Raw genomic sequence first — 25490 nt, forward strand, 5'->3', positions numbered from 1 at the left:
CGGCGCTGGGTTACAGCACTGTTTCCGATGGCGAAACCGACTTTTAAAATGCCAGCGGCCTACCTGTTTCGATCAGTGTCTTCGTGCTGCTGAGGATCATCCACCATGCCTTCGCGCTGTTATCGTATGACAGATCATTCTCATGCCAACGGTCATGGGTCAGGGTCAGCTTTGTGGACGCGCCGGCCGGTTCGAGCCGATAAGTGATGCGCGATTCGTACCGTTCCTGGCCGGAGTGGTAGGAATCGCCGACAAAGTGGGTAAAGCTGAGCGTCTTGGCCTGCTCGCACTGCAAAATGACGCCGTAGACGTGGATGGTTTTATCTCCGTCTGCGCCCGGGCCGATATAGCGGATCGGGTCTCCTTCACGGAACGTTGACTCGGTCACACAGCCCCCGTAAATGGCTTTTACCCCATCTGGCGAGACGAGCGTGTCCCACACCTGCTCTGGGGTTGCCAATACGTAAAATTCGTAGTGCAAGTCGGTTGGTTTCATCTTTGAAAGTCCCCCTCGTATCGTTAGTGTTTTGTATGGCAAAAAGGTTTCCGCCCCATAGAGATCTGATACCCGGAGCTTTTTCGAGTATATCCACTCATCCCTGACAATCGCTGTCAGTGGAGAAATAGGTTACAGAAAAAAAGGCGGGTGCTATACTTGTTAACAGATACCCGTTGAGGGAGTGGGGGTAAAATGGGGCCATTTGCAAAGACGCCGAAGCCGCCTTACTATGCTGTGATCTTCACCAGTCAACGGACACAAACGGATAATACGGGGTACGAAGAGATGGCCGCAATGATGGAGAAGCTGGTATTTGCCCAGCCGGGCTTTCTCGGCGTGGAAAGCACGCGCGATGCGGACGGATTCGGAGTGACGATCTCGTACTGGCAGTCGCTGGAGGATATTCGCAACTGGAAGCAGAACGAGGACCATCTGGTGGCGCAGGAAAAAGGGAAACAGGTATGGTATGAGCAGTACGTGACGAGGATTTGCAGAGTAGAAAGAGAGTATTCGTTGAATGAGCTGTAAGATGAAGATTCGGACGCGGAGCCATTTTCCGCGTTTTTTTGTTTGCAGTCGTTCAGGCTTTTGGCAGTGGAGATGAAAATAGAAGAAAGCAATCAGGTACGGTGGGACACCTCTCGGATGTAGACTGGCCGGCTTCGCCCCAAAAGCGGAACCTCGTCCAAAAGCAGAACCGCATCCAAAAGCAGCGGACTAAAGGATGCTTAATCAAAGGTTGGCCGCATAAAAAACTGGAGGCTTTTGACGTCAGCCTCCAGCTTCTCTTTGCAAACATATGTCTTGCTTTCTTTTGAAGCGTTTTTTGCTTTTTGCTCTTTTTGCTCGTCAGCATGGTGTCCTGCAACGAATCGACGACGGCTTTGCTTTGTGTCGGTCTTGAATTGGCTGACATTCGTGATGAGAGCATTTTCTCGCTTCCCCTGAAGCAAGCCGTTCATACTTACTGCGTTCTTTTCAGAATGGAGGTCAGCTTGATCTGATCGTTTCGCAGCCATACTTTGGAATACTCGATCGGTACATTGTCCTCGGTGTAAATGGTCTGCTCCAGGAACGTAATCGGCGTTCCTTTGTCGATCTGCAGCATTTCCGCGATCTTCTCGTCAGCGCCTTTTCCCAAAAATGAGCGTTTTCCCCAGGAGATTCTCAGTTTGTAGCGATCTTCGATTATGGAAAACAACGTCTTCTCCTCAAAGTTGTTCTGCTCGAAGCCGGGGAAGAGTTGTTTCGGCAAAAAGTTCTCCAAAAAGACAACCGGCGTGTCTTCGATAAAACGCAGCCGCTTTAGATGATAAACCTGTCCGGATGGGTCCAACTCCAAAAACCGGCTTACGGTTTGATCGGCTGGGGAGGTCTCCAGTCCGAGCAGCCTGGTCGTAAAGTCTTTGTGACTTTCGATCATGGTTTCGGCGATGGAAATCAGTCTCTCCGCCAACGGATACTCCATTTGCTCGCCTACGACAAAGGTTCCCTTCCCGTGTATCTGGACGAGAATGCCTTCTGTGATTAACTGCTTGATCGCTTGTTTGATGGTACCCCGGCTGATTCCCAATGTGGCTGCGAGATCCGATTCCGACGGCAGCTTCTCCTTTGCCTTCCACTCGCCGCTGGCAATTTTTCCCCGAATCCAATTTTTCGCTTGAATATAAATCGGTTCCGGACCTGTTTTTTCGATCACTGGGTTCACCCTTTATCCAACTTATTCTCATTTACTATACTTTTATCCCGCTGTTTTTTCAAGACAACCCCCAGCTTGCCAGGTTTGCACACCTTACATTTTGTCTTTGTAATAATCGGGAACAACGATGCCGGGCTTGTCAAACCACTGCGGAACGCTCACCCCGGATTGCAGGATGACGTTGCCCCATGGATCGAATGCACCTGTACGGACGATCACCTTCGCTTTATAAGCCATCTCGCTCAATATTTTTTGATGCTCCATCGTGCCGATTTCTACGCCGGGGAACATCGCCTTGAGCTTGTTGTACAGAGGCGCATTGTTCGTTTCGACCTCCTCGGCGACGTAGATGTTTTCTGCGATGAAATCTCCGGCGATCAGGGAGAGAACGGTTTCCAGATCGGGCACATCCTTTTTCAGCGCCAAATCAATGCGCTTTACGCCATTTGGGATCGGAAAACCGGCATCGCAGACGATCATATAATCAGTGTGACCCATCGAGGCAATCGCTTCATTCAGCTCACGGTTCAGGATTGTACCTTTTTTCATTGTTCTTCGCTCCTCGTTTCCAATTAGTTTTGAGATTCCTTGATCGCTTCTTCTACGTTATCCTTGCTTACGAAAATAGAGGGGAGCTCCAGTTTCTTTTCCACGGATTCGCCGCCGGCTACTTTCTTGGCGATCTGGACTGCCTTTTGTCCGTACTGGTTCGGATAAATGGCCATTGTCCCGGCAATGTCGCCGTCTTTTATCGCCTGAAGAGCATCGGCTGTACCGTCATTGGATACGACGATGATGCCTGTGCGGTTTGCCGCTTTGATCGCCTGTACCGCACCGAGCGCCATTTCGTCGTTTGCCGCATAGACGCCGTTTATCTCCGGATTGGCCTGAAGGATGTTTTCCATGACAGTCATGGCTTTGGCCCGATCAAAGTCGGCCGACTGCGATGCGACAATCTTGATGTCCGGCGATGTCGCTACACCCTCCTGGAAGCCTTTGCTGCGATCCTGTGCCACGTTTGTGCCCATGATGCCTTGCAGCTCCACGACATTTCCCTTGCCGCCCAGCTGCTTGCTCATGAATTCGCCTGCGACGATGCCATGCCTGACCTCGTCATAGCCCAGATGCGTGACGACTTCGGCGCCTTCCAGCTCGCGTCCCGTGGTGATCACCTTGATCCCGGCTTTATTCGCTGCTTCCGCGGCTGGTATGGTCCCTTTGCTGTCCACCGGATCGAGGATGAGGACGTCGATCTTTTGCTGGATCAAATCCTCTACGCCTTGCAGCTGTGTGGCCAGGTCGTCGTTTGCATTGACCACCACGAGCTCTACGCCCAGCTTTTCCGCTTCTTTTTCCGCTCCATTTTTTACGGCGACAAAAAACGGGTTGTTCAAAGTGTTGATCGCATAGCCGATTTTGATCTTGCCCTCGCCCGCACTGCCGCCTTGCGCGGAGCCGCCCGATCCCGTGGCCGGAGCTCCAGTTGTACCGGACGAACCACACGCCGAAACTGTCAGCATCAGCGTCGCTGCTACCAGTGAAAACATCCATTTTTTCATGAAAATTCCCCCCTCAATTTATTGGCCATTTTCTGTGAGCTATTGTTTTTCTTTGTTGATCATCCGGTCGATGATGACTGCCAACAGGACGATCAACCCCTTTGCCACATTTTGGTAAAACGGAGAGACGTTGATCAGGTTCATTCCGCTCGTCAGTATCCCGAGCAGCAGGACCCCGATCAGTGTCCCGACCACGCTTCCTTTGCCGCCGAACAGACTCGTTCCGCCCAGGATGACCGCGGCGATGGCGTCCAGCTCATACCCCGTTCCCGCGACAGGTGTCGCCGATGACAAACGCGCTGTCAGGATGACGGAGGCCAGACCTGCCAGCAATCCCGATGTTCCGTACACAATCGTTTTGTGCAGGTTTACCCGCACCCCCGCGAGCAAGGAAGCTTTTTCATTGCCGCCGATGGCGTAAATATACTGGCCGTGAACCGTTCGCTTTAGGACGAAGTAAAGAATGGCGTAGACCAGCAAAAGAACGACGACAGGAAACGGGATCGGACCTACGTAGCCTTGCCCGATGAATTTGTAGACCGGGTTTGTCACCAAAATCGGATTTCCGCCCGTATAGATCAGGGTAAAACCGGACAGCATCGTCATCGAGGCCAATGTTACGATGAAGGGCGTCAGTTTCAGGCGGGAGATCAAAAGACCGTTTGCCACCCCGAATACCATCCCCGTCAACAGCCCGGCGGCAATTCCCAGAAACGCATTTCCTGTGGCAAGCGTAACTCCCGCCGAAACCGCTCCCGACAGGCCGACGATGCTGCCTACCGACAAATCAATTCCCGACGTGATGATGACGAGCGTTTGACCGGCTGCCACAATGCCGATTACCGATACCTGTCTTAAAATGTTGATCAGGTTGGACGGCGTCAAAAAGTTTGGTGTCAGCATCGTGAAGATCGCTGCCACGAGAATCAGGATAAAAAACATGCCGTATTGCTGAATCAAACTGAGCCTGTTTACCGCCGGTTTGCTTGCAACCGGATTTGTGCTATTGATCATGTTCATCCCCCCACCCCCGTTGTTTGCCGGGCTCCAGACGCATATTCCATGAGGAGTTCGATGCTGGCATCGGCCTGATCTACCTCTGCGATGATTTCTCCCCGGAACATGATCAAGACCCGATCACACAGTCCAAGGATTTCATCCACATCACTCGACGCGATCACAATCGCTTTTTCCTCATGTGCCAGCCGGTCGAGCAAGTGGTAGATCTCCGACCTTGCCCCGATGTCGATTCCCCTCGTCGGTTCGCTCAAAAGAATAATGTCCGGGGAGGTAAGCAGCCATTTGCCGAGAATCACTTTCTGCTGGTTTCCCCCGCTCAAATGCTTGACCGGATGATGCAGGGCGTACAGCTTGATGTTCAATTTCCCCACGTACTCTTTGGCGATCTCCTTGATTTTTCCGAGGTTGCGAAGCCCGTAGCCGGAGAATTGCTCCATGCTGGTCAGCGTCATGTTCTGATCCGATCCGAGCTCCAGCACCAGGCCCTCTTCTTTTCTGTTTTCGGTCACCAGCGCGATTCCGTGGCTCATCGCGGTACGCGGTGAATCGATTTGGACCGCCTGGCCTTTGCAAATTAGCTGTCCCCCATCTGCCCGGTCTGCGCCGAAAATAATCCGCATCAGCTCTGACTGTCCGGCTCCCAAGAGTCCGAATATCCCGACGATTTCTCCCTTTCGGAAGGTGGCGGAGACATTGCGCAGGACTCCGTTTTTCCGTATATGCTGCAGTTCGAGAACGACTTCGCCCGGGTTGTGCTTCGTGTTCGGATAGTAATGATCCATCTGTCTGCCTACCATGCATTCGATGATCCGCTCATTGCCGAACTCCGCGATCGGCCCCTCGGCTGTTTTTCTGCCGTCTTTGAGGATCGTGACCCAGTCGCAAATTTGCTGGATTTCATCGAGGCGATGCGAGATGTAGATAATCCCGATCCCTTTTGACTTGAGGGAGTGGATCACTTCAAAGAGCTGATTGGTCTCCGCTGCGGTCAAGGTCGCCGTCGGCTCATCCATGACCAGGACGCGGGAGTCCTCCGAGATCGCCTTCAAGATTTCGACCACCTGCTGCTGTCCGATCGAGAGGTCTTTGACTTTGCGGTGCGGATCAAGCTCAATCTGGTACTTGTCGAGCAGCTCTTTCGTCTTCCGAACGGCTTCGTTCCGAGACAGAAGAAACGATCCCGGTCCTTGTGCCGGCTCTTTGCCGAGGTACACATTTTCTGCAACCGTAAATTCCGGCACGAGACTCAGTTCCTGATGAATGACGCTGATCCCCTGGCGTTTGGCGTGACCTGGACTCAGGATGTGCACCTCCTCGCCTTCGATCCGGATGGTTCCCGCATCCTTGGTGTACTCCCCGGCAATGATTTTCATCAACGTGGATTTTCCGGCTCCATTGGCCCCGAGAAGGGCGTGAACCTGTCCCTTTTGCAGGTGAAAGTCTACCTGGTGCAAAATCTGGTTGCTTCCAAAGCTTTTTTCGATTTTCTGCAGACTCAGCAGTGCCGGCATCTGGCTCCCTCCCCTCGTCTTTCAATCCCGCTTCCATTTAAAGCGTTTTCAAAAATGGCATTTATTCAAACGTCTTGATGAAATCATCCAGTTGTTCCCTCGTGGGGAGCGCAGGTATGACGTCTTCCTTGGTCACACAGTAGGCGCCGACGCAGCAAGCAAACCGCACGGCTTCCGCAAGCGACTTGCCTTCCGACAAGGCGACAGCCAATGCCCCTGTAAAGGAATCGCCTGCTCCGGTCGTATCTGCCACGGTTACCTTCGGAGCCGGAATCGATGCGACCTCATCTGCTGTCACAGCCATCGCACCCTTCTCCCCTCGGGTGACAATGACCGCTTCCGGGCCTTTTTCCAAAAGCAGCCGGGCCAAACGCTCACACTCCACGTCCGTCAGGTCGGCAGCAGGATCGAGGCCGTGCAGGATCAGAAGCTCCGATTCATTCGGAGTGACGATGCTGGACAGCGCGAGCAAATCGTCCAAATCCGGCGTTGCCGGAGCCGGGTTGAGGATCACCGTTTTCCCCCACTTGCGGCCGAGCTCCATGCCTTTGCGGATCGTATCCAAGTGATTTTCCAGTTGGAATACGAGAATATCGGCGCGGCGGATGGACGCTTTCGTCTCCAATTCCTCGGGCAAAAGCAGGTGGTTTGCTCCCGGATCGACGACGATGCAATTTTCTCCATGCTGATTCAGGAAGACGAAGCCCACACCTGTCGGGGCAGCCTGTGAGAAGGAGACCTCATCCACATTGACCCCCGCTTCTCGCAGCATGGCGACGCCGGATTTCCCATACGGATCATCCCCGACACAGCCGATAAAAGAAACAGAGCCTCCCAATTTTGCTGCCGCAACGGATTGATTGGAGCCTTTCCCTCCGTCACAAACAGAGAATCCGCTGCCCAATATCGTTTCTCCCCAAACGGGCATTCGCGGCGTGCTGCAGATAAACCCGACATTGTAGCTGCCGATGACGACGATATGCTTTTGCCCTTGTGTCTCCATCTCTCTTCTCCTTTGGCATCAGAGTAAAGGTAATAAACGTATATTGACGTCTATAAACCATGATATACATCTGTTTTCTGTTTTGTCAAAATAAATAATGATCGAAAGAGTCTGAAATTACAGTTTGGGAGAAGCCCTGCTCCCTGCCATAGGATGGCTATGTCGGCATTGACCAATCGACAGGGCAGACGGCCTCGCTTTAATAAACCGTGCTTGCTTCTCCCTGTCCCGTGACGATTTTCACGCTTCCGCTGGTCCCGATCAACTCCGCGCCTGCGTTCAGTATTTTTACGGCATCCTCAAAAGTGCGAATCCCGCCGGACGCTTTTACCCGTGTCTGTGTGCCGGCGATGCGGCGAAGCAATTGGATGTCTTCCACCGTGGCATGGCCGCCCTGTCCCCAGCCGCTGGAATTTTTCAAGTAGGTGACGCCCGCTTCCTTGGCCAACGTAGCGGCTTTTATTTTTTCTTCCTCATCCAGCATCCCGAATTCGAGCATGATTTTGACCACTCTGCCCTCGGCCGCTTTGACGACAGCAGCGATTTCCTGAGCGAACTCGTCGTAACGCCCGCTTTTGAACAATCCGTAGTTCGGCATGAAGTCAAACTCATCTGCTCCGGCAGCAATCACGTCGCGCGCCTCTGCCACCTTTGTAAAAGTGGTAGCTCCGCCCATCGGGTAGCCAAATGCCGTACATACCTTTACTTTGCTGCCCGCAAGCAGTTTTTTGGCGAGGGGAATCCACACCGGCTGAATCATCGCCCCGTCAAATCCGTAGGTCAGGCATTCTTCGCAAACTCGTTTGATATCTGCCTCCGAAGCATTGGGGGTTACCAGCGTATGCTGAATTTTTGCGGCAACTTGCTCTACCGTAAATGTAGCCATTTTCTTCAACTCCTCTATGTTTGGGTAGCGATCCTTCCTACTGGGCAGCCTTACCTTTTGCGATCATCCTGTTGGCTATCTCCGTGATTTTCTCAATTTCTTCGGCTGTAGCCGTTTCCACCGTACGCTTGACGATGCTTTCGCACATTTCCTTGATCTCCGTATAATCATCCGGGTCCTGCCCCCGCTTTTTCAGTGCCGCAGACAGCCACGTCTTTCCATAGCTCGTGTGGATCGTCTCATCGGCCCAGTCGAAGTCCATGTCGTGCTGGCTGGTGCGGTCATTCATCGATTCGAAATTTTTGATTCTGTCCAGCTTTTTCCCGATGTTCTTCGATTCAAAGTAAAACAGCATGCCGAGCCGGTAGATCGGGTCCTGTCCTTTGCAGCTGTCGTAAATGTACGTGCCAAGCGGCAGTTCCGCTTCCTCAAATCCCCATGATCGGAGCCGCTCATAGCCCATCCGGCAATGTCTGCTCTCGTCGTAGACCCAGCGCGCGGCGTCATAGATAAATTCCCATCCCAGCTCCCCGGCAAACGAGTAGAGGACATGTCCCGCATTTTCCACCGCCCAAATCTCGTTCAGATGGCTGACGGCGCTCCGAAGCTGTAGCCGGAAGCCTTCTCCGTAAGGAAACGACGGGTCCACATTGTCCGGCCAGTAGAAGCGCACATGAATAAAGCGGCCATCTCTGGCGGGCACTTCCATCGGGGCAAAGGGGATCGCATGAGAGAGCGCTTCGGCGGACTCGCCGGCTGCTGCGGGCTGATTTCCCAAAGCTGTCTCTTTTTGCTCAGCCTCTGCCACTGGCGCATCAAGGCCGATTCCGCCCATCGCCTGCAAGCGCTCCTGGATCTCATTTGTCCACTGTTCGGCGAGGACTCGATCCGTATGATCGGCACGAGCCGACTCTCTTTCGAGCAACAGACTGATCTCCCGAATCTGCCTTTGTTTTTCTTCCACAGCGAGATTCATGAAGCGGTAGGTCGGTCCATCACCGATATGATCGGCCAAGCGGAGATAGGTTTGGTAAGCCTGGAGAAGCGCCGGTTTGAAGACATGTGCCAGCGAAGACAGGAAGGCTAGCGCATTCGGTGCCGAGCGTGCCTTCCGGATAAGGTCGATCAGCTGCTGGTCCTCGCCCACTTCAAGAATCCGGCTTGGGAAACGCAGTTCAAACACTCGTTCCCGCAGCGCATTTGCAGTCATCGCGTCTTCCCACAATATTTTGGGCAGAAGCGTTTTCATGTCAAAGTAAGGAATGCCAGGAATCCAGCCTGCCTCGCCTACGACCAGCTCTTTTTCGCAAAGGTAAAATCGCTTCAGGATTACAGCCGTGTCGTAACGCATGTACTTGCCCCGCTCAGATCCCGGCAGATACGTTTGTGTCATCCGCTTTTCTCCTCCTTGTCGTCTCACATAGAACGTTGCTGGCGTCATTGTCGGTACATCCTTCCAGTAAATCCATGAACATCTATTTTCGATCGATTATTCACTTGAAAGAATGCGAGTTTCAGATTATGATATGTTCATGTTGGAATATATACCTCTATGGACGTCTAATAAAAACGTAAAGGTTTTTCCGCCGGATGTCAATCCCATTTTTCCAAGTAGTCAGTTTCTTTTCCTATTCTGTTTTTTTGTCTCTCTTACCACATTGTCTCTGGAAAATCCATTTCTACCGAAGGAGAATGTACATGAACTTCTTACAAAGTATGTGCGGGCCTCACCATCTTCCTCCTCGCCTGGAGGTTCACCAGTCATGGTGGGCTATGCGCGGGATCGGCGATGAAAACGGCGAGTGGCCCCTCGCAAAAAAGCTTGCGAAAATTGCGGAAGCAGGCTACGGCGGCATTATGGGGAGACTGCCTGCCCCTGAAGAAGCAGGCCTCTGGCGCAGCTTGCTCGACCATTACAACCTGCAATTCGGCGTCGAAGCTTTCCCGGAGGAGCCGGAAGAATTTGCGGCGTTTCTGCGCAAGGCTAAACAGTTTGGCGTCAGCTACGTAAATGCGCAAGTCAAGGATTCCTTCGTCGTAGGCGAAAAAGCGATCAACCGGCTCAAGGGCATCATCCGCGAAGGCAAAAACCATGGGATTCCTGTTTTTGTGGAAACGCACCGCGGACGGATTACACAGGATTTGCTGCGAACGGTCGAGTATGCGGAAGCATTGCCTGACCTTCGCCTTACCATCGATCTGTCTCATTACGTCCTGGCTGGCGAGATGCTTGTTCCCCATCCTCAGGCGGAAGCGTGCTTTCAGAAATTGCTGAAGCGGACTTCCTGCATCCACGGCAGAGTATCCAACGGCCAGCAAATACAAGCAGACATCGGACCTGGCGGCGAGCATCCGATGACGGAGCACTATATGCAATGGTGGAAGCAGGGCATGGCTTGCTGGCTGGATGAAGCAAGGCAGGGAGATGTGCTTCCTTTCGTCTGTGAACTAGGGCCTGTCCCCTATGCGATTGCCCTGAACGGATACCTCGCTACGCCCGCGGAAGAAATCTCGGACCGCTGGCAGCAATCGCTGGTATTGAAAGAATTGGCGGAAAAGGCCTGGCGGGAAGTGCAGCAGGCCCGTTCGTAATGGAACGGGCCCACTTCCGGGCAAAAAAATAGACAGCCTCTGCACAGTTTGGCTGTCTTTGATCCCCAGAACAATTTTACGAGGAATTGTCATTCCTTACTTCTATTATCGGCCAAGCTGCCTTTCCTTTTATAGGTCCAAATTGTGGAAAATGGGCCCCTATCGATCGTTCCCGACGGAAAAAATACCGGCAAAATCGCAAAGAGAGGCAGCTTGCGTCAAATCTTTTTGTGGCCTCGCACCTTCGCGTCTTGCGAAATTTTGAGGTCGCTTGTATACTCCACCTCATCGATCTCGCAGCCTTCTCCGATCACAACATTTTTTCCTCTGACGACTTTGGCTCGCGTATATTCCAGATAGATTTCGTCTCCTTCGATGGTACCTGCGTGCAGTTCATGGGCCCCAGCGAAAAAGGATCTGATCAGCTTGCCGATGCCAAACCTTCTCCCTTGTTTGACCGTTATTTTCTCGCCGCCAATTTCCTTGGCGCGCGCCTTTCCGTACAGCTCGATGTCGATTGTTCCCGCATTCAGCAGCCCGTCAACCGAAAAACTGCCCAGTCCTCGAAAAGACTCCGCCTCACAGTCATGGGCAATCGAAACCGAACCTTGTATCTCAATGCTCTCCCCGGACACCGTCCCCTTGATGCCGCAAGAGCCGCTCACCAGCACTTCACCGCTCGTCAAATTGCCCTCAATATCGCAGGTGCCATATACCTTTACCTTTCCGGCGTTTACATTCCCCTGAAAAGAGGCTGTGCCATTCACTTTGATCCGCTCAGCCTTTACATTTCCGCGGACGTCGGAAGTCCCGTTGCAAAAGAATGAAGCACAGTCCAGATCGCTTGTTATCGTACCCGATCCGTTTATTTTCACTTCGTCGACGGAGCCTCCAGTCGCCGTTCCTGCCCCATTGATATTGATACTGCTACGCTGTTGATTATCCATCGTTGCCAACCTCCGTTACCCAATCTGTAGTTTTAGTTCTTCTATGCAGCTATTCAGGTTTAGCCGCTGCACGATTTTTGTGTTTCTTTCAAGATATACGCGACTGTCGCTTTCGATCAGCAAAAAAGTGGATATCCCCAGCTTTCGCACAAACATCAGGTCGAATTTTTTGCCTTCCAGGCTGGCAGAGTGATCCTGAAAAATCTGAAGCAGCATCTTCCCTTCATCCAGGCTCATTTCGCCGGTTTTCAGCATTTTATCCAGTACAAACAACTGCAGAATCCGTTCAAAAGGAAACGGACTGCTGTCTCCTGTTTGTTCCAGATAAAAATTCAGCGAAACCTCTGTAACAATGTTTCGTTTTATCAAATCCTCTTTCGTCAATGACAGCTCTGCTGCATTGGGCGAAAACATATCCGCCAGTTCGTCCAGGGACAAATCCTCTTTCATATTCAAGATTTTGTCGATCCGAATCAATATCTTGTCTTTGGGGAAAAACGTCTCTTGGCCCGTAAACGTGGACTTGCGGATGAACCACTCCTCCGGGATCAGTTGTTTTCGTTTCCATCTATAGAGCTGTCCGTATGAAATGCCTGTCAGCTCCAGCAGCTCTTTTTTGGAGATTAGTCCTGGTTCCATTTGGAACACCTCCTGAAGATAATGTAACATAACATTGTTACGTTGTAAATGCGGTCTTTTATCCCCGTGTTTTGTGCCTTCCTTCCTTTGACTCATTGTTCTCGTTTTTGCTTTGTTCTCCGTCCTCCTATCAACAGGACTCTCGCGCATTTTCTGGCGATCCTGCCATTTGTCCCACACTTTTTCTGATTCAGCCGCATTTTGTATACAAACTTCACCAAAAAAGGACTGATCCCATCGGTGAAACGAACGAAACAACGCCGCGATCGACTCTTCCAATACCCAGCAACAGGAAAGTGTCGGAGCGGACGGTCGCGCGCGAAATCTCGGAATGAGAGGAAAACAGTCTGAACCTAGCAAAAAGCGAAAGAAGAAACGGGACAACGAGGGTCTCGTCATCGTGATCAACAATCAGGTCGCCAAGCGCCGCAACAAGAAAAGCATGGCTGCAGCAGCTACGCAGGTGGCCAGCGGCAGTGGAAAAGACAGTACATGCGGAACGAATGCGGCTATCCAAAGCTCTACGAAGCAGCAGCAAGCTGTTGGCGGCGGAACGACCGGACGGGCTCTGAACAGGGGAATGAATAGCCGGCAAAAGGAAGGCCGTGCGAAAAGCAGGAAGAAGTAAGCATTGCAAAATAGGGAGAATGGAACAAAAAAAAGACCCCGCGAGCTTTTGCTGCCGAGGTCCCCCCATCGCTGTCTTTCCATGCTGCGCTGAATCAATTCCACAATTCATTTGTTCATCGGCGGATTGGAAAGGCGATGAATTCCTGGTTCCACATTTCCTCATTCACCTTTCTGGCTCCAAATACTGTTCCTTTTCCCGTAAACTGTTTGCGGAGGTGATTTGGTTGCGTCCGTTTTTTTTCGACTGGTAAAGGGCTTTGTCAGCAAGCCCCAAAAGCTCGGACAGATCAAAGCTGCTTTCGCTCGTCACCACTCCCAGCGATGCGCTTACCCGAATTTCTTTCTCTTCGTGGCAGATGATTCGATCGGCCAGCCCTTGGTGAATCCGCTGCGCTACTTCCATTGCCTCCTCTTCTCCTGTTTCCGGCAAAAGAATGACAAACTCTTCTCCCCCATAGCGGGCCGTACAATCCGTTTCGCGTACGTGGGAACGGATGAACCGGGCTGTCTCTCGCAGAACCGCATCCCCCGCGAGATGCCCATACTGATCATTAATCCGCTTGAAGTGATCAAGGTCGATCAAGATAAGCGAAAGCTGGTGGTGATACCTCTCGGAGCGAAGCTTTTCTTCCTTGAATTTCGCCTCAAAATACCCGCGATTGTGCAGCCCTGTAAGCTTGTCCTCCGTCGCCTTCTTCTCCAGCTCCCGCTCCATTTCTTTTCTCTCTGTCAGATCGGACAATACGAGAATCCTTCCGTTAATAAAGCCATCGTCCTTGAAATGATACGTATTGACGCTGAACGTGTATGATTTCCCGCCTTTAACAATCTCCAACTCCCTGCATCCTGCCGTTTTTTCCGTGTACAAGAGCGAAAAGATCGCCTCCACCGCCTGGTTTTCCTCGGCACCCAGCTTTTCTTCCACTTCCCAAAAATACTGCTGAGTAACATCTGCCTTCCCTACCCCGAGAAACTGCAGCATGCTTGCGTTGCAAACATCAATAATGCCTTCCCGGTTGATCCCGATCACCAGATCGCGGGAATTCTGCAGCAGCACATGCTGCTTGTTGGCCACCTGGTCCCGCAGATTCACGACAGTTCGAATCAAATAAACGAGCAATCCCGTGAACAGGATGTTCAGGCACATCTCGATGAGGTAGTCAGCCTGAAAGCTGCCTACGAGAATTTTTACCAGCAGCAAAATGAGATTGGATATTCCGGTGACGATCAGTCCGGCTGTCGTCGACAAAAACAAGGTGGCAAGGACAATCGGGATGTAGTACAGCTCAATCCCGAGCTGGGAGCCAAACAGGTAGTAATGCTCGATTGTCCACAGGCCGCAAATAACCATCGCTATGCCCGTAATCGCGTACGTCACCCATTTGCGGAGTCTGCGAAATGTTTTGATCCAGGTGGGCTGGACCACAATATACGTCATCGAGAGCGCCGTGATGTCGATCAAAAAATGCAAAGCGTAGGGCAGTATCTGAAAGTAAAAGAGCTTTACAAGCGTGTATGCTGCATAAAATAAAAGAATGGCTATATTTTTTAAAGTCAGGGCAAGTCCTTCCTTCACGTGGTCGATCACTCCTGTTATTCGTGTTGTTAGTTAGCATAGAGACGGATGTTTTGAATGCCTGTGCCGGGGGTATTTCGGCACTCCTAGATTATATCGGCTAAACCGCTCTTTTTTCATACCGGTATTATGCATTCTACGAAAAAAGAGGTTAACCCCCTTAACGGTCAACCTCTACCCGCACGACTGTCGATTTTGCAAGATACGGCATGTAGTCCGACTACCGCCATGCAGCGCCGCAACGTGTACCGGGAGAGGCACACGTCATTTGCATGCAGCAGTTATCAGCTTGTTTCCTGCGTTTGCAATCGGATAAAACTTCTGTTCATTTCCACTTAAAAACGGTACAACAGCACGCAAGCCTTCTCATGATGATTTCACCCACACACGGAGCGATCCTATCGATGTGAAACCGGATAGTAGAGCCGCCGACAAGTCGCCCGCTCGTTCGTATCCCACCATTGGCACTCCCGGAAATTCAGCCGACACTATGCTTGCAATATCCAGCCACAGACCTTCATTGGCATGATCCGTAGTAAAGACGTTGGAAATCCCTACTACACCCGCAGCCAGATTTGCAATAAAACCGGAGATTTCACCCTTTTCTTCGTGCATGAATAGTTTCACGGCTGTTTGCTTCAATAGATCAGCCTTGATCACGTCTTGCAATCCATTGGCATGCGTCCAGCTCATCAGGTCTTTTTCGGTGGCAATCAAGCGCCATGAAGCTCGAGCTGGTCGACTAACCGAAATCGAGTCGCGGTATATCCATTCTGCCTCAAGCAAGATGTCAAAACCAAAAGGGGACAAGTCCAGATTCGCATAGCTGTCTTTAATGCTCAAAATGTCTCGCTTCCCCGCGAAGGCTTGTACATCGGCAGTTGTTGCATTTCTGCTCGAAGAGATGATATCAGGATAAAAAGCAGGCGCCTTCGAAAGCACTCCCCAGACGTGGCTGTGAGCGGCTTGGGCAATCCCGTGCGTATCACAAACAGTCCCGCACCATGCGATATTATTTTGAACGGCGGCATCCACCCGGTCCATCATCATCCGACTAGGCCTCCATCTCATTTGCCAATGCGACCAGCTTGTTGAGCGTATTCCAATTGCGGACCGTCACCGGGACATCCAGCTTCTGCAGATTCGCGGAAAGCTTGGAATTGCGAACACTCCGACTGAACAATAGGAATATCTCGCGGCCTGCAATGTAATACTGCTCGTCTTCATTTTTGTAGGGGGCCAAGCGTTCCATCCCTTCCCGTGAAGGCTCCCTGAGCAAAAAGCCTACGTACAGGCTTTCTCCCTCTGCCGATTCCTCCGCTTTCTCCAGCGCGGCTTCCGAAAATGGACAGCTCGCGGCAATCCGTCTCAATTCCTCAGCCGTCCGCAAAACGACACTCACGGACAAACCTTGGGCTGCAGCTATCTCCTGTTCAATCCGCTCGCGCAGCGGTTCTTCCTCCTCTTCCGATTCGAAGAGAACATTGCCGCTTTGGATATACGTCCGCACGCGGCCGAGGCCCATTGTTTCAAATGTACGCTTCAGCTCCGCCATCTTGATCATATTCTTGCCGCCTACGTTAATCCCTCGCAAAAGCGCGATATAAATGGCCATCGATCCCACGACCCTTTCCATGCATAGTGTGAACACTCCATTTGATGCTCTAAAGCGATGCACCGATTTGGAAGTTTCCATTGTCGCAACATTATCCTAAAAGGGTATCATGGGCGTATCTGGATACGCAATTGCCGATTCCATTTTCAGGAGTTCGCTCACCATTTCTTTCAATCGACAGGCCATGCGTCTACGAACGCAAAAAAGCCTCACCGAATCTCGATGAGGCATGCAACCTATAGAACTGCTGCTACCATTCAAAAAATGGTGAATGAAGGCACACCTTCTATGACACAGTACCCAGCCATTAGTAAAGCCGGTTCTTATAGCTGTCTTGCAGTTGGCTTGCTACCTCTTCTGCCGTAGAGTTTGGGGTTTTCGAGTGATCTGCCAGCATTTTCGGGACGGAAGGCAGCAGCTCCTTGGCCAACCACGAATCCGGATTCCACAGACCGGAGCGGATGAAGGCTTTTGCACAGTGCGCGTACACCTCTTCCACCTCAACCCCGATGCCAAACATGGGAGTCCGGCCGCTTACTGCGGTTTTTTCAAGCAATTCCGGATCGCGGCAAACAACCGCTTTACCGTTTATCCGCAGCGTTTCCCCCAGTCCGGGAATGAAGAATAGAAGGCCGACGTGGGGATTTGCAATAATATTTTGAATGGAATCCATCCGGCGGTTGCCCGGGCGTTCGGGAATAAACAGATGATGGTCATCCAGCACGAGGACAAATCCGGGTGCATCGCCACGCGGCGACACGTCGCAATGGCCGTTTGCATCGGAGGTAGCCATCGCCAGGAAGGGGGACTTGGATATAAACTCGCGGCAATGGCGGTCAAGAGCGTGAACCACTTTGTTTGCCGCAAGTGAGCTCGGATTTCCCAAAGGCTCGCGAAGCTCTTTCATAAATTGTTGTTCGGTGGAGATCACATCACGAAATACGGCGCTCATTTTATCACCTTTTCCCTGTGGAATATCCTCCCATCGTACTACACTTCCTGTGTTTCTGCCATTGCGCCCGAGGGTATTGCGGCTCATCCCATGCCTTTGTTGCCGCGAAGCTACTCGATTTCAAAACGGGCAGCCACAATGATTTCCTTTTCATTTGCGGAAAAGCTTTTGATAACCCGGTATTCTCCCTTGGTCAAGGTATAGTCAAGGTCACTCATGCTAATTTGGTCCTCGCGCGTTTCTCCCGGCTCGACAAGAAGACCAATGGACGTAAACGCGATATCGGAGCGCATTGGGACCACGTACCATTTTCCTTGCTCCCGTTTCTCAAGCGTAAAAGGCGTCCCAAATGTCAACGTAGTAGGACCGTCGTTTTTGATTTTCAACGTCACCTTGTCAATGGAAGCGGAGTAGCTGGGTTGTTCTGTATTCATTTCCACCTTGGCTTCTTCTGTGCTCGCCTGATTGGATATTTCTCCGTAGCTCGACAGGGTTGTCAACGGTTTTGTCTTTTCCGAAGAACAGGCGGCCACGAGCATTACAGCCAAGGCAACAGCGGCTATCAAAAAAATCTTTTTAAGCATGTTTTTCCCCCCTTCTTTAAAAGACGGAGGCGATGCTGGAGCGTTTCCATTTTATTGGGACCTGTGAGCAGATTTTTTTATTTTCCTAAAATAGCTTTTATGCGTTCCTTTTTCTCTGTCTCATTCAAGTATTCGAAGAACCCCAGCCGATTTCCCCAGGGGTCGGAAAAAGTCCCCCATTTTACAGGAACTTCTTTTCTCGAACAGATTTCAAAGCTCTCGATATGCAATTCCCTTCTTAGCCTGTCCCGCTCCGCTTCGATATCTGCAACGCCAAAGCGAATAGGTCCGCTGCCATCAGCGGGAGCACCTTCCGCCACCTGCAGCCAACATCCGGGAATAAGCTCCCATTCTGCGAATCCTTCGTGAGGGATGAAGTCGGGTTCCTTTTTGAGCAGTGTTTGATACCACTTTTGTCCTTCTTTTATATCTGGAACACGAACTTGAACCGTCATTTCATAGATCAAACATATTCCTCCCTTACATTCCCGACAGCTTGTATATACTCGTCATACCATTTTTTCCATTCGCTTTCTCTGGAATCTATCGTCCTGCCATCCAATAGTGCCTTGACTTTCAGACAAACATGGCAGCGCGTTGCAGATACAGGCTCAGGCCATCCAGCCCTTAGTTCTTTCCTGCTTTTTCAAAAAAGCTGATATAAACATCAGGTGCGACCTCAACATCCCGCTTCCATTGATAATGATTTTTTTCGTACAGATTTTTGGCAGGGGTATTTTCTCTGCCGGTCGCTACTTTAAAAGCAGAACAATTTGCATTCTGCAATTCCATCGCCACCAACAGCTTTTGGGCAATTCCCTTTCTGAAATGAGCCGGATGCACAACCATTCTGCAGATCGTCAGTTCTTCATTTTCTATGGTATAGGAAATGGCGCCTGCAAGTTTGTTATCGATAAAATAACCCAAGAATTCCTCGCCGCACTGCTGGAACTCTTGAAATGATTCTTTCAACGGGGGGATTTCAAAAAAATTGATCAGTTCGGCTTCTACCTGGTATGCGGCTTTTTGCAGGTCGAAGAGCTTTTGGACGGTATCGGTTTCGGTGAAATTGATTTTGGTGATCATGGAGACTCCTTTTAGAAAGTATGTCCGTTGCAACATTTTTCCTTTATTTAGCATTTCCATTTTGATGAATCGTCTGATTGTCTATTCACTTCAGATAAATGTAGGATTGAGTTACAGATGCTGGATCTATTCATTATACCTTGAAGAATGAATATCTTACATTATGTATTTTCATCACCGAATAAACGTACGATTCTGTTTCTGAAGGTACGTCACCCTTTTTTCCTGTACCCAAATCTTTTTTATACTGATGTTTTGACTCGGAATCTTCCTTCGGATTATGTCTGTATAAATGGCCTATGCCAGTTCCTTAAAGAATGCCGCTGTTTTCTGAAGTTCGTTTTCGACTAAGCAAATCCCTCACCTCCGCCTCGACCGCATCCGTTTGCGAATACTTTGTGGCAAAGCCGAGCTTCCGTATTTTGTCGTCCTTCCAGATTCTGTTTACCGCCATTGTCTTTACGGCGAATGGACTCAACCCATAGGCAGCCATTTCATCTTCGGTCAATGCTTCCGGCAGCTCCAGCATTTTGGCAGTCTTCCCTGCGGCAAGGTCCATCGCTTCCTTCAGTTGACGCCACGTTGTATCGAATCCTTTGAGCAGGTAGACGCCGTCATCTTGCGGCTGCTTTTGGAAGGTACCCAGCCAGACCATCGCCCGGCCGATGTCGCGGGTATCTACCAGCGAAACTTGTGCAGCCCCCTCGCCGATCATCGGGTAGCGGTCATGCGCATGTGCGGCAAACAGTCTGGCGAAAAACGAGGTAGTGTCCCGGACGCCGATTGTGCTTGCCGGCCGCAGCACCACGGTCGTCATTCCGGTTTTTCGTCCCACTTCCCCGACGACTCTCTCCCTTTCAATCCCCAGCCGCTGTATCGGGTACTCCGGCTTCGACACATACGACTCGTCTATCGGTTCGTTGCTTTGAAAATCGTAGATGACCACTGTGCTGAGTTGAATAAACCGGGAAATGCCCTGCTTGGCCGCTTCTTCCGCAAGCGTTCGGGTCAACTCAATTTCCACCGGGGCATTCATGCTTATTTGCGTGTGCAGCTTCGCGTCGGCTGTGCAATTGTACGCTGCGTCATTTCCTGCCATCACGTCTGCTATGGCGGCTGGATCTGAAAAATCGATGCGAACGACGTCGACCCCCAAGCTGTCCAAAAACGCGGTGTTGCTGGTCTTGCGGACAACTGCCGTCACGCGGTGTCCAGCCAGATGCAGTTGTTCCGCGACATGCCCTCCAATAAACCCCGTACCTCCAAAGACAACAGCTTTCATGCTTTTTTCCTCCATTCAATTGCTTCAGGATGATTATTCACTATAATAATGAAAGTGCTATTATTATAAAAGTACGGATATTTTTTATAGTTACTATTCAAAAAGATAGCGGAGGGATGTTCATGCCTGAAGAATATAATCAAAAAGCGTGTCCGATTGAAAAAACAATGCACGTGATCGGGGGGAAATGGACGTTCATCATTTTAAGGGAACTGTTCTATGGTCCGCGGCGGTTTGGAGAACTGCAGCGCTCCTTGAAGGGGATCAGCCCGCGGACGCTGTCCATGCGTCTGAAGGAGCTGGAAGAAGAAGGGATTATCAGCCGGACGATCTACTCGGAAATCCCCCCGCATGTGGAATACGCGCTAACCGAAAAAGGCCAAACGCTTCGCCCCGTCTTCGATGCGATGAAGGAATGGGGAAATGCGTGGGATGTGCTGAAGCTGGGAAAACAATAGAAAAACAAAAACCCTTGAGACTGTCTCAAGGGTTTGCTTGCGTATAAATATTTATTCTTGGCTTGCCGGCAGCTCGGCTCGTCCCCGCATCAGTACCTTTTTCCCCAATCTGGTTCGATAAAAACCGCGTTCCAGCAAACCGAACAGGGAGCCGGTGGTCCAATATAAGCCCAAGGCGACAGGCGCTTTCCAGAGAATCATCAAGAAGAAGGCGACCATGATCAGCGAGGTCAAGGCCCGTTGAATCAGAGGCGTGTCTGTCAGCATTTCACCAGTCAACGGAATCATGCCGGTCAAAAAGGTAAGTCCAGCGGCAAGCGCAGGCAGGATGTGCCACGCGTCATGCTGGGCAAAGGAGACAACCCAGGGAATAAAGGAAGAGGACATCGCCGCTCCATGCGTCAAAAACAGTCCGTACATCGCCATGAAGATCGGCATCTGCATTATCGCCGTCGTGAACATCGACAGCGGCTTGACTCCCGCCTTTTGGTAGAGATTCATCGTCTCTTGCATCAGCTTTGGCTGGTCGTCTTTGTACCGTTCCTGAAGCAGCTTCAGCTCAGGGCGAATCAAGACCTGCAGCATCGTCTGGCGGGCCGTCCGCAGATTGAGCGGAAAAAGCAGTCCTCTCACAAACAGTGTCAAAAGAACGATCGCAATTCCCCAATCCTGCGCAAACTGAAAGATCACATTCAGCAGCGAGGCCAGCAAATCAATGACAGGTTGAACAAAGGTATACATTCGGAATTCCTCCTCGTATCGTTGCAAATGTCTTTTCGATACAAGAAGGAAAGCGGATCAGCATCGTCACTGGAAGACCCTTGCTCCTCGGGAGGCTTTTTTCGCCGCACCCAGAGCATCCTCGGATGCACGGCGGGGCGAACCGAAATCTCGTTTGGCGGCTGCGAATCTATTCCCTTTTCCAAACAAGCTACCCATCCCAGCGGCTTTACCGGACTGCATAGCAGATGTGCAACCAGATATCCCGACAGGCCCATTGCCAGCAGCAAGAGTGTCATATCCAAGGAAAACTCCACAGCGTCACCTCCCAGAGGACAAAAATCGTTCGCTTTATACTAAAGATACCATACATACTTGGATACTTCCTATAAAAAGAATATGGGGAAGGAACGGGAATGTAAAAAAAGCAGCCCGAGTTTTTTCACGGGCTGCTTCTTCTATAAAAGCCTTGCTGCTTTTTTGCCTGACCTATGCTTATCTTGCTTCTTGCATAAGCCTAACCTGTATATTCCCTGCCTCTTCTTCCCTACTTCGCTGCTGGCTTTGCCTGAGCAGCCGCAGTCTTTCTCGCTTGATTCAGCTTCTGATAGAACTCTCCCTTGGTTTTCACATTGGCAAACGCGGTTGCATTCACCTTTGCCTTTTGCGAGAGCTCCGCAATCTCTTCTTTTGTTACCGGGTCCTTGATGTTGATCGAAGCCACGTTGGTGTACTTGCCGTCTTCTGTCTTTGGCACCCCGAGGATTCCGGCGTTGATCAGCTCAACGACATCGGCACGCTCAGGCGCAGTGGTGTCCACGCCGACAATCTTCCAGTAATTCAATGCTTTTGGCTCGTAAACGCCTTTCTTCACTTCTTTGAGATAGGCGATGGTGCGGTTGCGAATCGTTCCGCCTGTTTCGCCAAATGCGCTCTCATCCTTGGACGACCAGAGCTGTTTGAACTTCCGTCCTTCCAAAGCGCCGCCCTTCGCGATGAGTGCGTCCATACGGTAGGAGTTCATGCCAAGCTTGAGCACATCCTCCGCTTTGATCGGCTTGTCGTCCAGACGACGGAGGTTGGTGATGCGGCTTCCGGCAGGTTTGGTAAGGTCGATTTCGTACTTCACTCCGCCGAAAAAGTCGTTGGTGCTGTATTTGGAGGAACGACGCGTCTTGTCAAAGCTGATCGTCACATCTCCCGGACGAGCGGTATTGAAGTAGCCAGCCGCCCATTCCATGTAGTCCTTCAAATCTTTGCCTGTTACTTCGTACACGGTAATTTCGCCCAGTGCGTACTGGTAGTTGAAGGCGATGTCCTTTTTCTTGATCGGCCCTACATCCAGACGGGCCTTGTCATTGTCGATCTGGTGAGCGACGACATCGGCCTTGCTGTAATAGAGCATGACCTCATTAAAGAAGTCGGCAAGGTGCGTCTCCTGGATTTGGACCTGCGGGATGCCCTCAATCTCATTTTTCGGCACCATATTTTCGCCCTTCAGCTCAGCCACGACGACATTGGCGTCTGCGCGGGCAATCTCGTGGAAAGGCTTCAGCGTTTCTTCCAATGCCTTATCGGACTCGACGAAGGTACCGTCTGCTTGTTTCACAGGCAGCGCTGTCGCTTCCTTGCTTTTCAGCACCACTTTGTCGCCTTGCTTGGCAAACGTCAGGTCGATGCGGGACAGATGCGTGCCGTATTTGTCCGGTTCGGTGATCAGTACGCCGTTTACCTCTTCGCTTTTCACCAGCTTGTGCATGTGGCCGGCGAAAATGGCGGTCAGCTCGGGATTGGCATTGGCAATGTCGCGCACGCCGGTCCCCGGTTTCCCGTTCTCGTTGTCCAGCCCCATATGCATCAGGCCGATCATGACGTCTACTTTTCCTTCAAGCTCCTTGATTGCCTTTTTCGTTTCATCGACAGGATTTTTAACGACAAGCCCGTTCAGGTGGTCGGTTCCCTTTTCAAAATCCTCGATCATCGGGGTGTTCATCCCGATAATGCCGATCTTTACCCCAGCTTTTTCAATAATCGTGGAGGCTGGCAGGAAGCGCTCGCCGTTTTCCTTGTAAATATTGCCCGCAAGCAGCGGCCCGTCGTATTGGCTGCTGATCTTTTCCAGCACGTCCAGTCCAAAGTTGAATTCGTGGTTGCCAAATGCCCACGCGTCGTATTTCATCGCATTCATCGCAACCATCATCGGAGACTGTGGATGGCTGTTAAACAGTTCAGCCGAATTTCCCTGGATGCAGTCTCCCGCGTCCAGAAGAATCGTGTTGGGATTCTCTTCGCGAATTTGTTTGACCATCGTAAATAATTGCGTTAGGCTTCCGTTGTTGTTTGGACCATCGATTTCATAGTCCCACGGCATGAAACGTCCATGGATGTCAGACGTCCCGAGCAGCGTGATTTTGATTTCTGAATTCCCGGCGGCTTTTGCCTGAGCGGGCTGTGCAGCAGCAGCACTGCTGAACAGCGTAAGCCCGATAGCTACGCTCAGACAGGTTTTCAGCGCCAATTTCCCCTTGCGCATTGCTTGTCCTCCTTTTGTCTAAAGAGTCATTTCTGAATTTTCTTTCTTTTCATTCAGACCCTCTTTCTCTTGTTGTGCATAGATGGGCACTCTAGTAGACTATCGCAACAGGAAAAGATTCTCAATCATTTTCTTGCCATTTCTGCTTTTTATCCGTGGCATTCGCCTGCAGAAAAAACCAGCGGCGAGAAACCGCTGGCTTCTCATCGTCTTGACCTTGCAAATTGTCCGAATCACGCTCGCTTACTTTTTAACGGATGGCTGCACACCTTCCGGGATCGGGCATTTGTATGGCTTTCCGCCCAAACACTGCTGCAATTCGGCTTTGGCCTGTTCGATCAGCTCCGGATTGTTCAGCATGTCGACTGCCGTGGAGGCCAGCACCTTTCCGGCATGGAGCATGCCTTTATGGCCCAGGGAGGTACCACCGAGCGACACCCATTGCCAGGAGTGCAGCGTCGACCCGTTCACGAAGCAGGCCGTCGTACACTGTGCGGTAGGCGCGATCCAACTGACGTCACCGACGTCTGTAGAGCCGTTCAGCGGGCTCGTTTCACCGTTGTACGGATTCAGCCATGTCACCATATCGACGTCCGGCCCGTCCGGAAATTCTTTTACTGAGGTGTTTAACTCCTGCTCAGTCAGCGTGGCGCGAACTTCCTTGGCCAGCTTGAGCTCCTCCTCGTCATGCACGGGGACGCCCAGCTCCTGGAAGTTGCGGTACATGACCTGTTCCATGACCTTGTTTTGCACCACATTGGAGCACGCTTTGTCAAACACGATCTCTACCTCGGTTTCGGTCATCAGCGCTGCCCCTTGGGCGATTTTGCACACCCGCTCATAAATTTCCTGCACCTGGTCAACCTTTGGCGCACGCACCAGATAGAGCGCCTCCGCATAGGCCTGCACGACATTCGGAGAGAGTCCGCCCGTATTGGTCACGGCGTAGTGGACGCGCGCTTCCGGGATGATGTGCTCACGCAAGTAGTTGACGCCGACGTTCATCAGCTCTACGGCATCCAGCGCACTGCGTCCCAGATGCGGGCTTGCTGCCGCATGCGAGCTTTTGCCTCTGAATTTGAAGTACACCTGGTAATTGGCCAGCGATTCGATCGCCATGATGCTGTTGTAGCCCATCGGGTGCCAGCAGAGGGCAAAGTCGACGTCGTCAAACAGTCCGGCGCGGGCCATAAAGGCTTTGCCGGAGCCCCCCTCCTCGCCGGGACATCCGTAGTAGCGGACAGTGCCTTTGAGATTGTTCTCCTCCATGTACTGCTTGACAGCAACCGCAGCGGCCAGAGAAGCCGTACCGAGCAGGTTGTGTCCGCAGCCATGCCCGTTGCCTCCCGGTACCTCCGGTTCTTGCACCGCCTGCCCTTTCTTTTGGCTCATTCCTGAGAGGGCGTCGAACTCTCCCAAAATGGCGACAATCGGACCGCCGCTGCCGAAGCTACCGATAAATGCCGTCTTGATGCCGCCTACGCCTCTTTCTACCTGAAAACCTTCGCTCTCCAGCGTTTGCGCCAGCAATTCGGCAGATTGGTACTCTTCAAAGCGCGTCTCGGCAAAGCTCCAAATGTTGTCGCTCACACTGATGAACAAATCGCGTTTTTGTTCAATCATTTCCGAAATTCGTTGGGTATGCATAAAGAAACATCCTTTCTATTCGCAGCTGCAGGATTCGGGGAGTGTCCGATAG

Annotated in this window: 26 protein-coding genes and 1 pseudogene; 4 read left to right on the top strand and 23 right to left on the bottom strand. The window is 51.4% G+C overall.

What is annotated here, in order from left to right; translation table 11 throughout:
- Positions 1-43: 43 nt before the first annotated feature.
- On the bottom strand, positions 44-496 hold the full coding sequence (locus NSQ24_RS17620; RefSeq protein ID WP_327927504.1) for an SRPBCC domain-containing protein: 453 nt from the start codon (positions 494-496) through the stop codon (positions 44-46).
- 195 nt (positions 497-691) lie between these two features.
- On the opposite strand from NSQ24_RS17620, the gene NSQ24_RS17625 reads away from it, so the two are divergent.
- Positions 692-1027 (top strand): antibiotic biosynthesis monooxygenase, encoded by a 336-nt coding sequence (locus NSQ24_RS17625; RefSeq protein ID WP_003386395.1) that lies wholly within the window; start codon positions 692-694, stop codon positions 1025-1027.
- A 436-nt stretch (positions 1028-1463) separates the two neighbouring features.
- Here the strand turns inward: NSQ24_RS17625 and NSQ24_RS17630 are convergent, their stop codons facing one another.
- The 8 genes from NSQ24_RS17630 to NSQ24_RS17665 all read right to left on the bottom strand — a co-directional run bounded on the left by NSQ24_RS17630 (position 1464) and on the right by NSQ24_RS17665 (position 9570).
- Complete coding sequence (locus NSQ24_RS17630; protein ID WP_003386397.1) at positions 1464-2198, bottom strand: GntR family transcriptional regulator; 735 nt, start codon at positions 2196-2198, stop codon at positions 1464-1466.
- Between the two features lie 93 nt (positions 2199-2291).
- Positions 2292-2747 (bottom strand): D-ribose pyranase, encoded by a 456-nt coding sequence (gene rbsD, locus NSQ24_RS17635; protein WP_024985617.1) that lies wholly within the window; start codon positions 2745-2747, stop codon positions 2292-2294.
- A gap of 23 nt (positions 2748-2770) precedes the next feature.
- Positions 2771-3757: a substrate-binding domain-containing protein gene (locus tag NSQ24_RS17640; RefSeq protein ID WP_031932773.1), complete on the bottom strand. Its 987-nt coding sequence runs from the start codon at positions 3755-3757 to the stop codon at positions 2771-2773.
- Positions 3758-3796: 39 nt separating this feature from the next.
- Positions 3797-4777: a ribose ABC transporter permease gene (locus NSQ24_RS17645; protein ID WP_024985618.1), complete on the bottom strand. Its 981-nt coding sequence runs from the start codon at positions 4775-4777 to the stop codon at positions 3797-3799.
- Complete coding sequence (locus NSQ24_RS17650) at positions 4774-6288, bottom strand: sugar ABC transporter ATP-binding protein (protein WP_339166307.1); 1515 nt, start codon at positions 6286-6288, stop codon at positions 4774-4776. The genes NSQ24_RS17645 and NSQ24_RS17650 overlap by 4 nt, the downstream gene beginning before the upstream one ends.
- 61 nt (positions 6289-6349) lie before the next feature.
- The gene (rbsK, locus tag NSQ24_RS17655; RefSeq protein ID WP_172920472.1) at positions 6350-7291 is read right to left on the bottom strand and encodes a ribokinase; all 942 of its coding nucleotides are present in this window, start codon (positions 7289-7291) and stop codon (positions 6350-6352) included.
- 199 nt (positions 7292-7490) lie between these two features.
- Positions 7491-8177, bottom strand: a complete 687-nt coding sequence (deoC, locus tag NSQ24_RS17660) for a deoxyribose-phosphate aldolase (RefSeq protein WP_003386405.1) — start codon at positions 8175-8177, stop codon at positions 7491-7493.
- 37 nt (positions 8178-8214) lie between these two features.
- Positions 8215-9570, bottom strand: a complete 1356-nt coding sequence (locus tag NSQ24_RS17665) for a DUF455 family protein (RefSeq protein ID WP_339166309.1) — start codon at positions 9568-9570, stop codon at positions 8215-8217.
- 305 nt (positions 9571-9875) lie between these two features.
- Between NSQ24_RS17665 and NSQ24_RS17670 the strand changes: the two genes are divergently transcribed.
- A complete protein-coding gene (locus tag NSQ24_RS17670; protein WP_339166311.1) occupies positions 9876-10769 on the top strand; it encodes a sugar phosphate isomerase/epimerase in 894 nt (297 codons plus the stop codon).
- Positions 10770-10987: 218 nt separating this feature from the next.
- On the opposite strand, the gene NSQ24_RS17675 is transcribed toward NSQ24_RS17670, so the two are convergent.
- Positions 10988-11716: a polymer-forming cytoskeletal protein gene (locus tag NSQ24_RS17675; protein ID WP_003386408.1), complete on the bottom strand. Its 729-nt coding sequence runs from the start codon at positions 11714-11716 to the stop codon at positions 10988-10990.
- A 15-nt stretch (positions 11717-11731) separates the two neighbouring features.
- Positions 11732-12355, bottom strand: coding sequence for a YhbD family protein (locus NSQ24_RS17680; protein ID WP_003386409.1), 624 nt, complete (start codon positions 12353-12355; stop codon positions 11732-11734).
- Positions 12356-12608: 253 nt separating this feature from the next.
- Between NSQ24_RS17680 and NSQ24_RS17685 the strand changes: the two are divergent.
- Positions 12609-12983 (top strand): annotated as a pseudogene (locus tag NSQ24_RS17685) (hypothetical protein); the annotation flags it as partial.
- Between the two features lie 165 nt (positions 12984-13148).
- Here the strand turns inward: NSQ24_RS17685 and NSQ24_RS17690 are convergent.
- From NSQ24_RS17690 to NSQ24_RS17725, 8 genes are all read right to left on the bottom strand, one after another.
- A complete protein-coding gene (locus NSQ24_RS17690) occupies positions 13149-14561 on the bottom strand; it encodes a diguanylate cyclase (RefSeq protein WP_339166313.1) in 1413 nt (470 codons plus the stop codon).
- Between the two features lie 366 nt (positions 14562-14927).
- On the bottom strand, positions 14928-15611 hold the full coding sequence (locus NSQ24_RS17695; protein WP_339166314.1) for a hypothetical protein: 684 nt from the start codon (positions 15609-15611) through the stop codon (positions 14928-14930).
- Between the two features lie 4 nt (positions 15612-15615).
- Complete coding sequence (locus tag NSQ24_RS17700; protein ID WP_031932765.1) at positions 15616-16176, bottom strand: DUF1697 domain-containing protein; 561 nt, start codon at positions 16174-16176, stop codon at positions 15616-15618.
- Positions 16177-16483: 307 nt separating this feature from the next.
- Positions 16484-17128, bottom strand: a complete 645-nt coding sequence (locus NSQ24_RS17705; RefSeq protein WP_024985627.1) for a pyridoxamine 5'-phosphate oxidase family protein — start codon at positions 17126-17128, stop codon at positions 16484-16486.
- 110 nt (positions 17129-17238) lie between these two features.
- A complete protein-coding gene (locus NSQ24_RS17710) occupies positions 17239-17712 on the bottom strand; it encodes an immunoglobulin-like domain-containing protein (RefSeq protein ID WP_003386416.1) in 474 nt (157 codons plus the stop codon).
- A 77-nt stretch (positions 17713-17789) separates the two neighbouring features.
- Entirely contained in the window at positions 17790-18179 is a 390-nt protein-coding gene (locus NSQ24_RS17715) for a VOC family protein (protein ID WP_024985629.1), read from the bottom strand.
- A 160-nt stretch (positions 18180-18339) separates the two neighbouring features.
- On the bottom strand, positions 18340-18798 hold the full coding sequence (locus tag NSQ24_RS17720) for a GNAT family N-acetyltransferase (protein ID WP_003386418.1): 459 nt from the start codon (positions 18796-18798) through the stop codon (positions 18340-18342).
- Between the two features lie 310 nt (positions 18799-19108).
- Entirely contained in the window at positions 19109-20080 is a 972-nt protein-coding gene (locus NSQ24_RS17725) for an NAD-dependent epimerase/dehydratase family protein (protein WP_024985630.1), read from the bottom strand.
- A gap of 122 nt (positions 20081-20202) precedes the next feature.
- On the opposite strand from NSQ24_RS17725, the gene NSQ24_RS17730 reads away from it, so the two are divergent.
- Complete coding sequence (locus NSQ24_RS17730; protein ID WP_039070708.1) at positions 20203-20538, top strand: helix-turn-helix domain-containing protein; 336 nt, start codon at positions 20203-20205, stop codon at positions 20536-20538.
- Positions 20539-20589: 51 nt separating this feature from the next.
- On the opposite strand, the gene NSQ24_RS17735 is transcribed toward NSQ24_RS17730, so the two are convergent.
- The 4 genes from NSQ24_RS17735 to NSQ24_RS17750 form a co-directional block, all read right to left on the bottom strand.
- The gene (locus NSQ24_RS17735; RefSeq protein ID WP_039070709.1) at positions 20590-21279 is read right to left on the bottom strand and encodes a YidC/Oxa1 family membrane protein insertase; all 690 of its coding nucleotides are present in this window, start codon (positions 21277-21279) and stop codon (positions 20590-20592) included.
- Positions 21231-21575, bottom strand: a complete 345-nt coding sequence (locus NSQ24_RS17740) for a hypothetical protein (RefSeq protein WP_024985633.1) — start codon at positions 21573-21575, stop codon at positions 21231-21233. The genes NSQ24_RS17735 and NSQ24_RS17740 overlap by 49 nt, the downstream gene beginning before the upstream one ends.
- Positions 21576-21805: 230 nt before the next feature.
- Complete coding sequence (locus tag NSQ24_RS17745; RefSeq protein ID WP_339166316.1) at positions 21806-23791, bottom strand: 5'-nucleotidase C-terminal domain-containing protein; 1986 nt, start codon at positions 23789-23791, stop codon at positions 21806-21808.
- Positions 23792-24034: 243 nt separating this feature from the next.
- Entirely contained in the window at positions 24035-25438 is a 1404-nt protein-coding gene (locus NSQ24_RS17750) for a M20 family metallopeptidase (protein WP_339166318.1), read from the bottom strand.
- Between the last annotated feature and the right edge of the window lie 52 nt (positions 25439-25490).

Origin of the sequence: Brevibacillus sp. FSL L8-0520 (assembly GCF_037963895.1) — a bacterium.
Taxonomy (GTDB): domain Bacteria; phylum Bacillota; class Bacilli; order Brevibacillales; family Brevibacillaceae; genus Brevibacillus; species Brevibacillus borstelensis.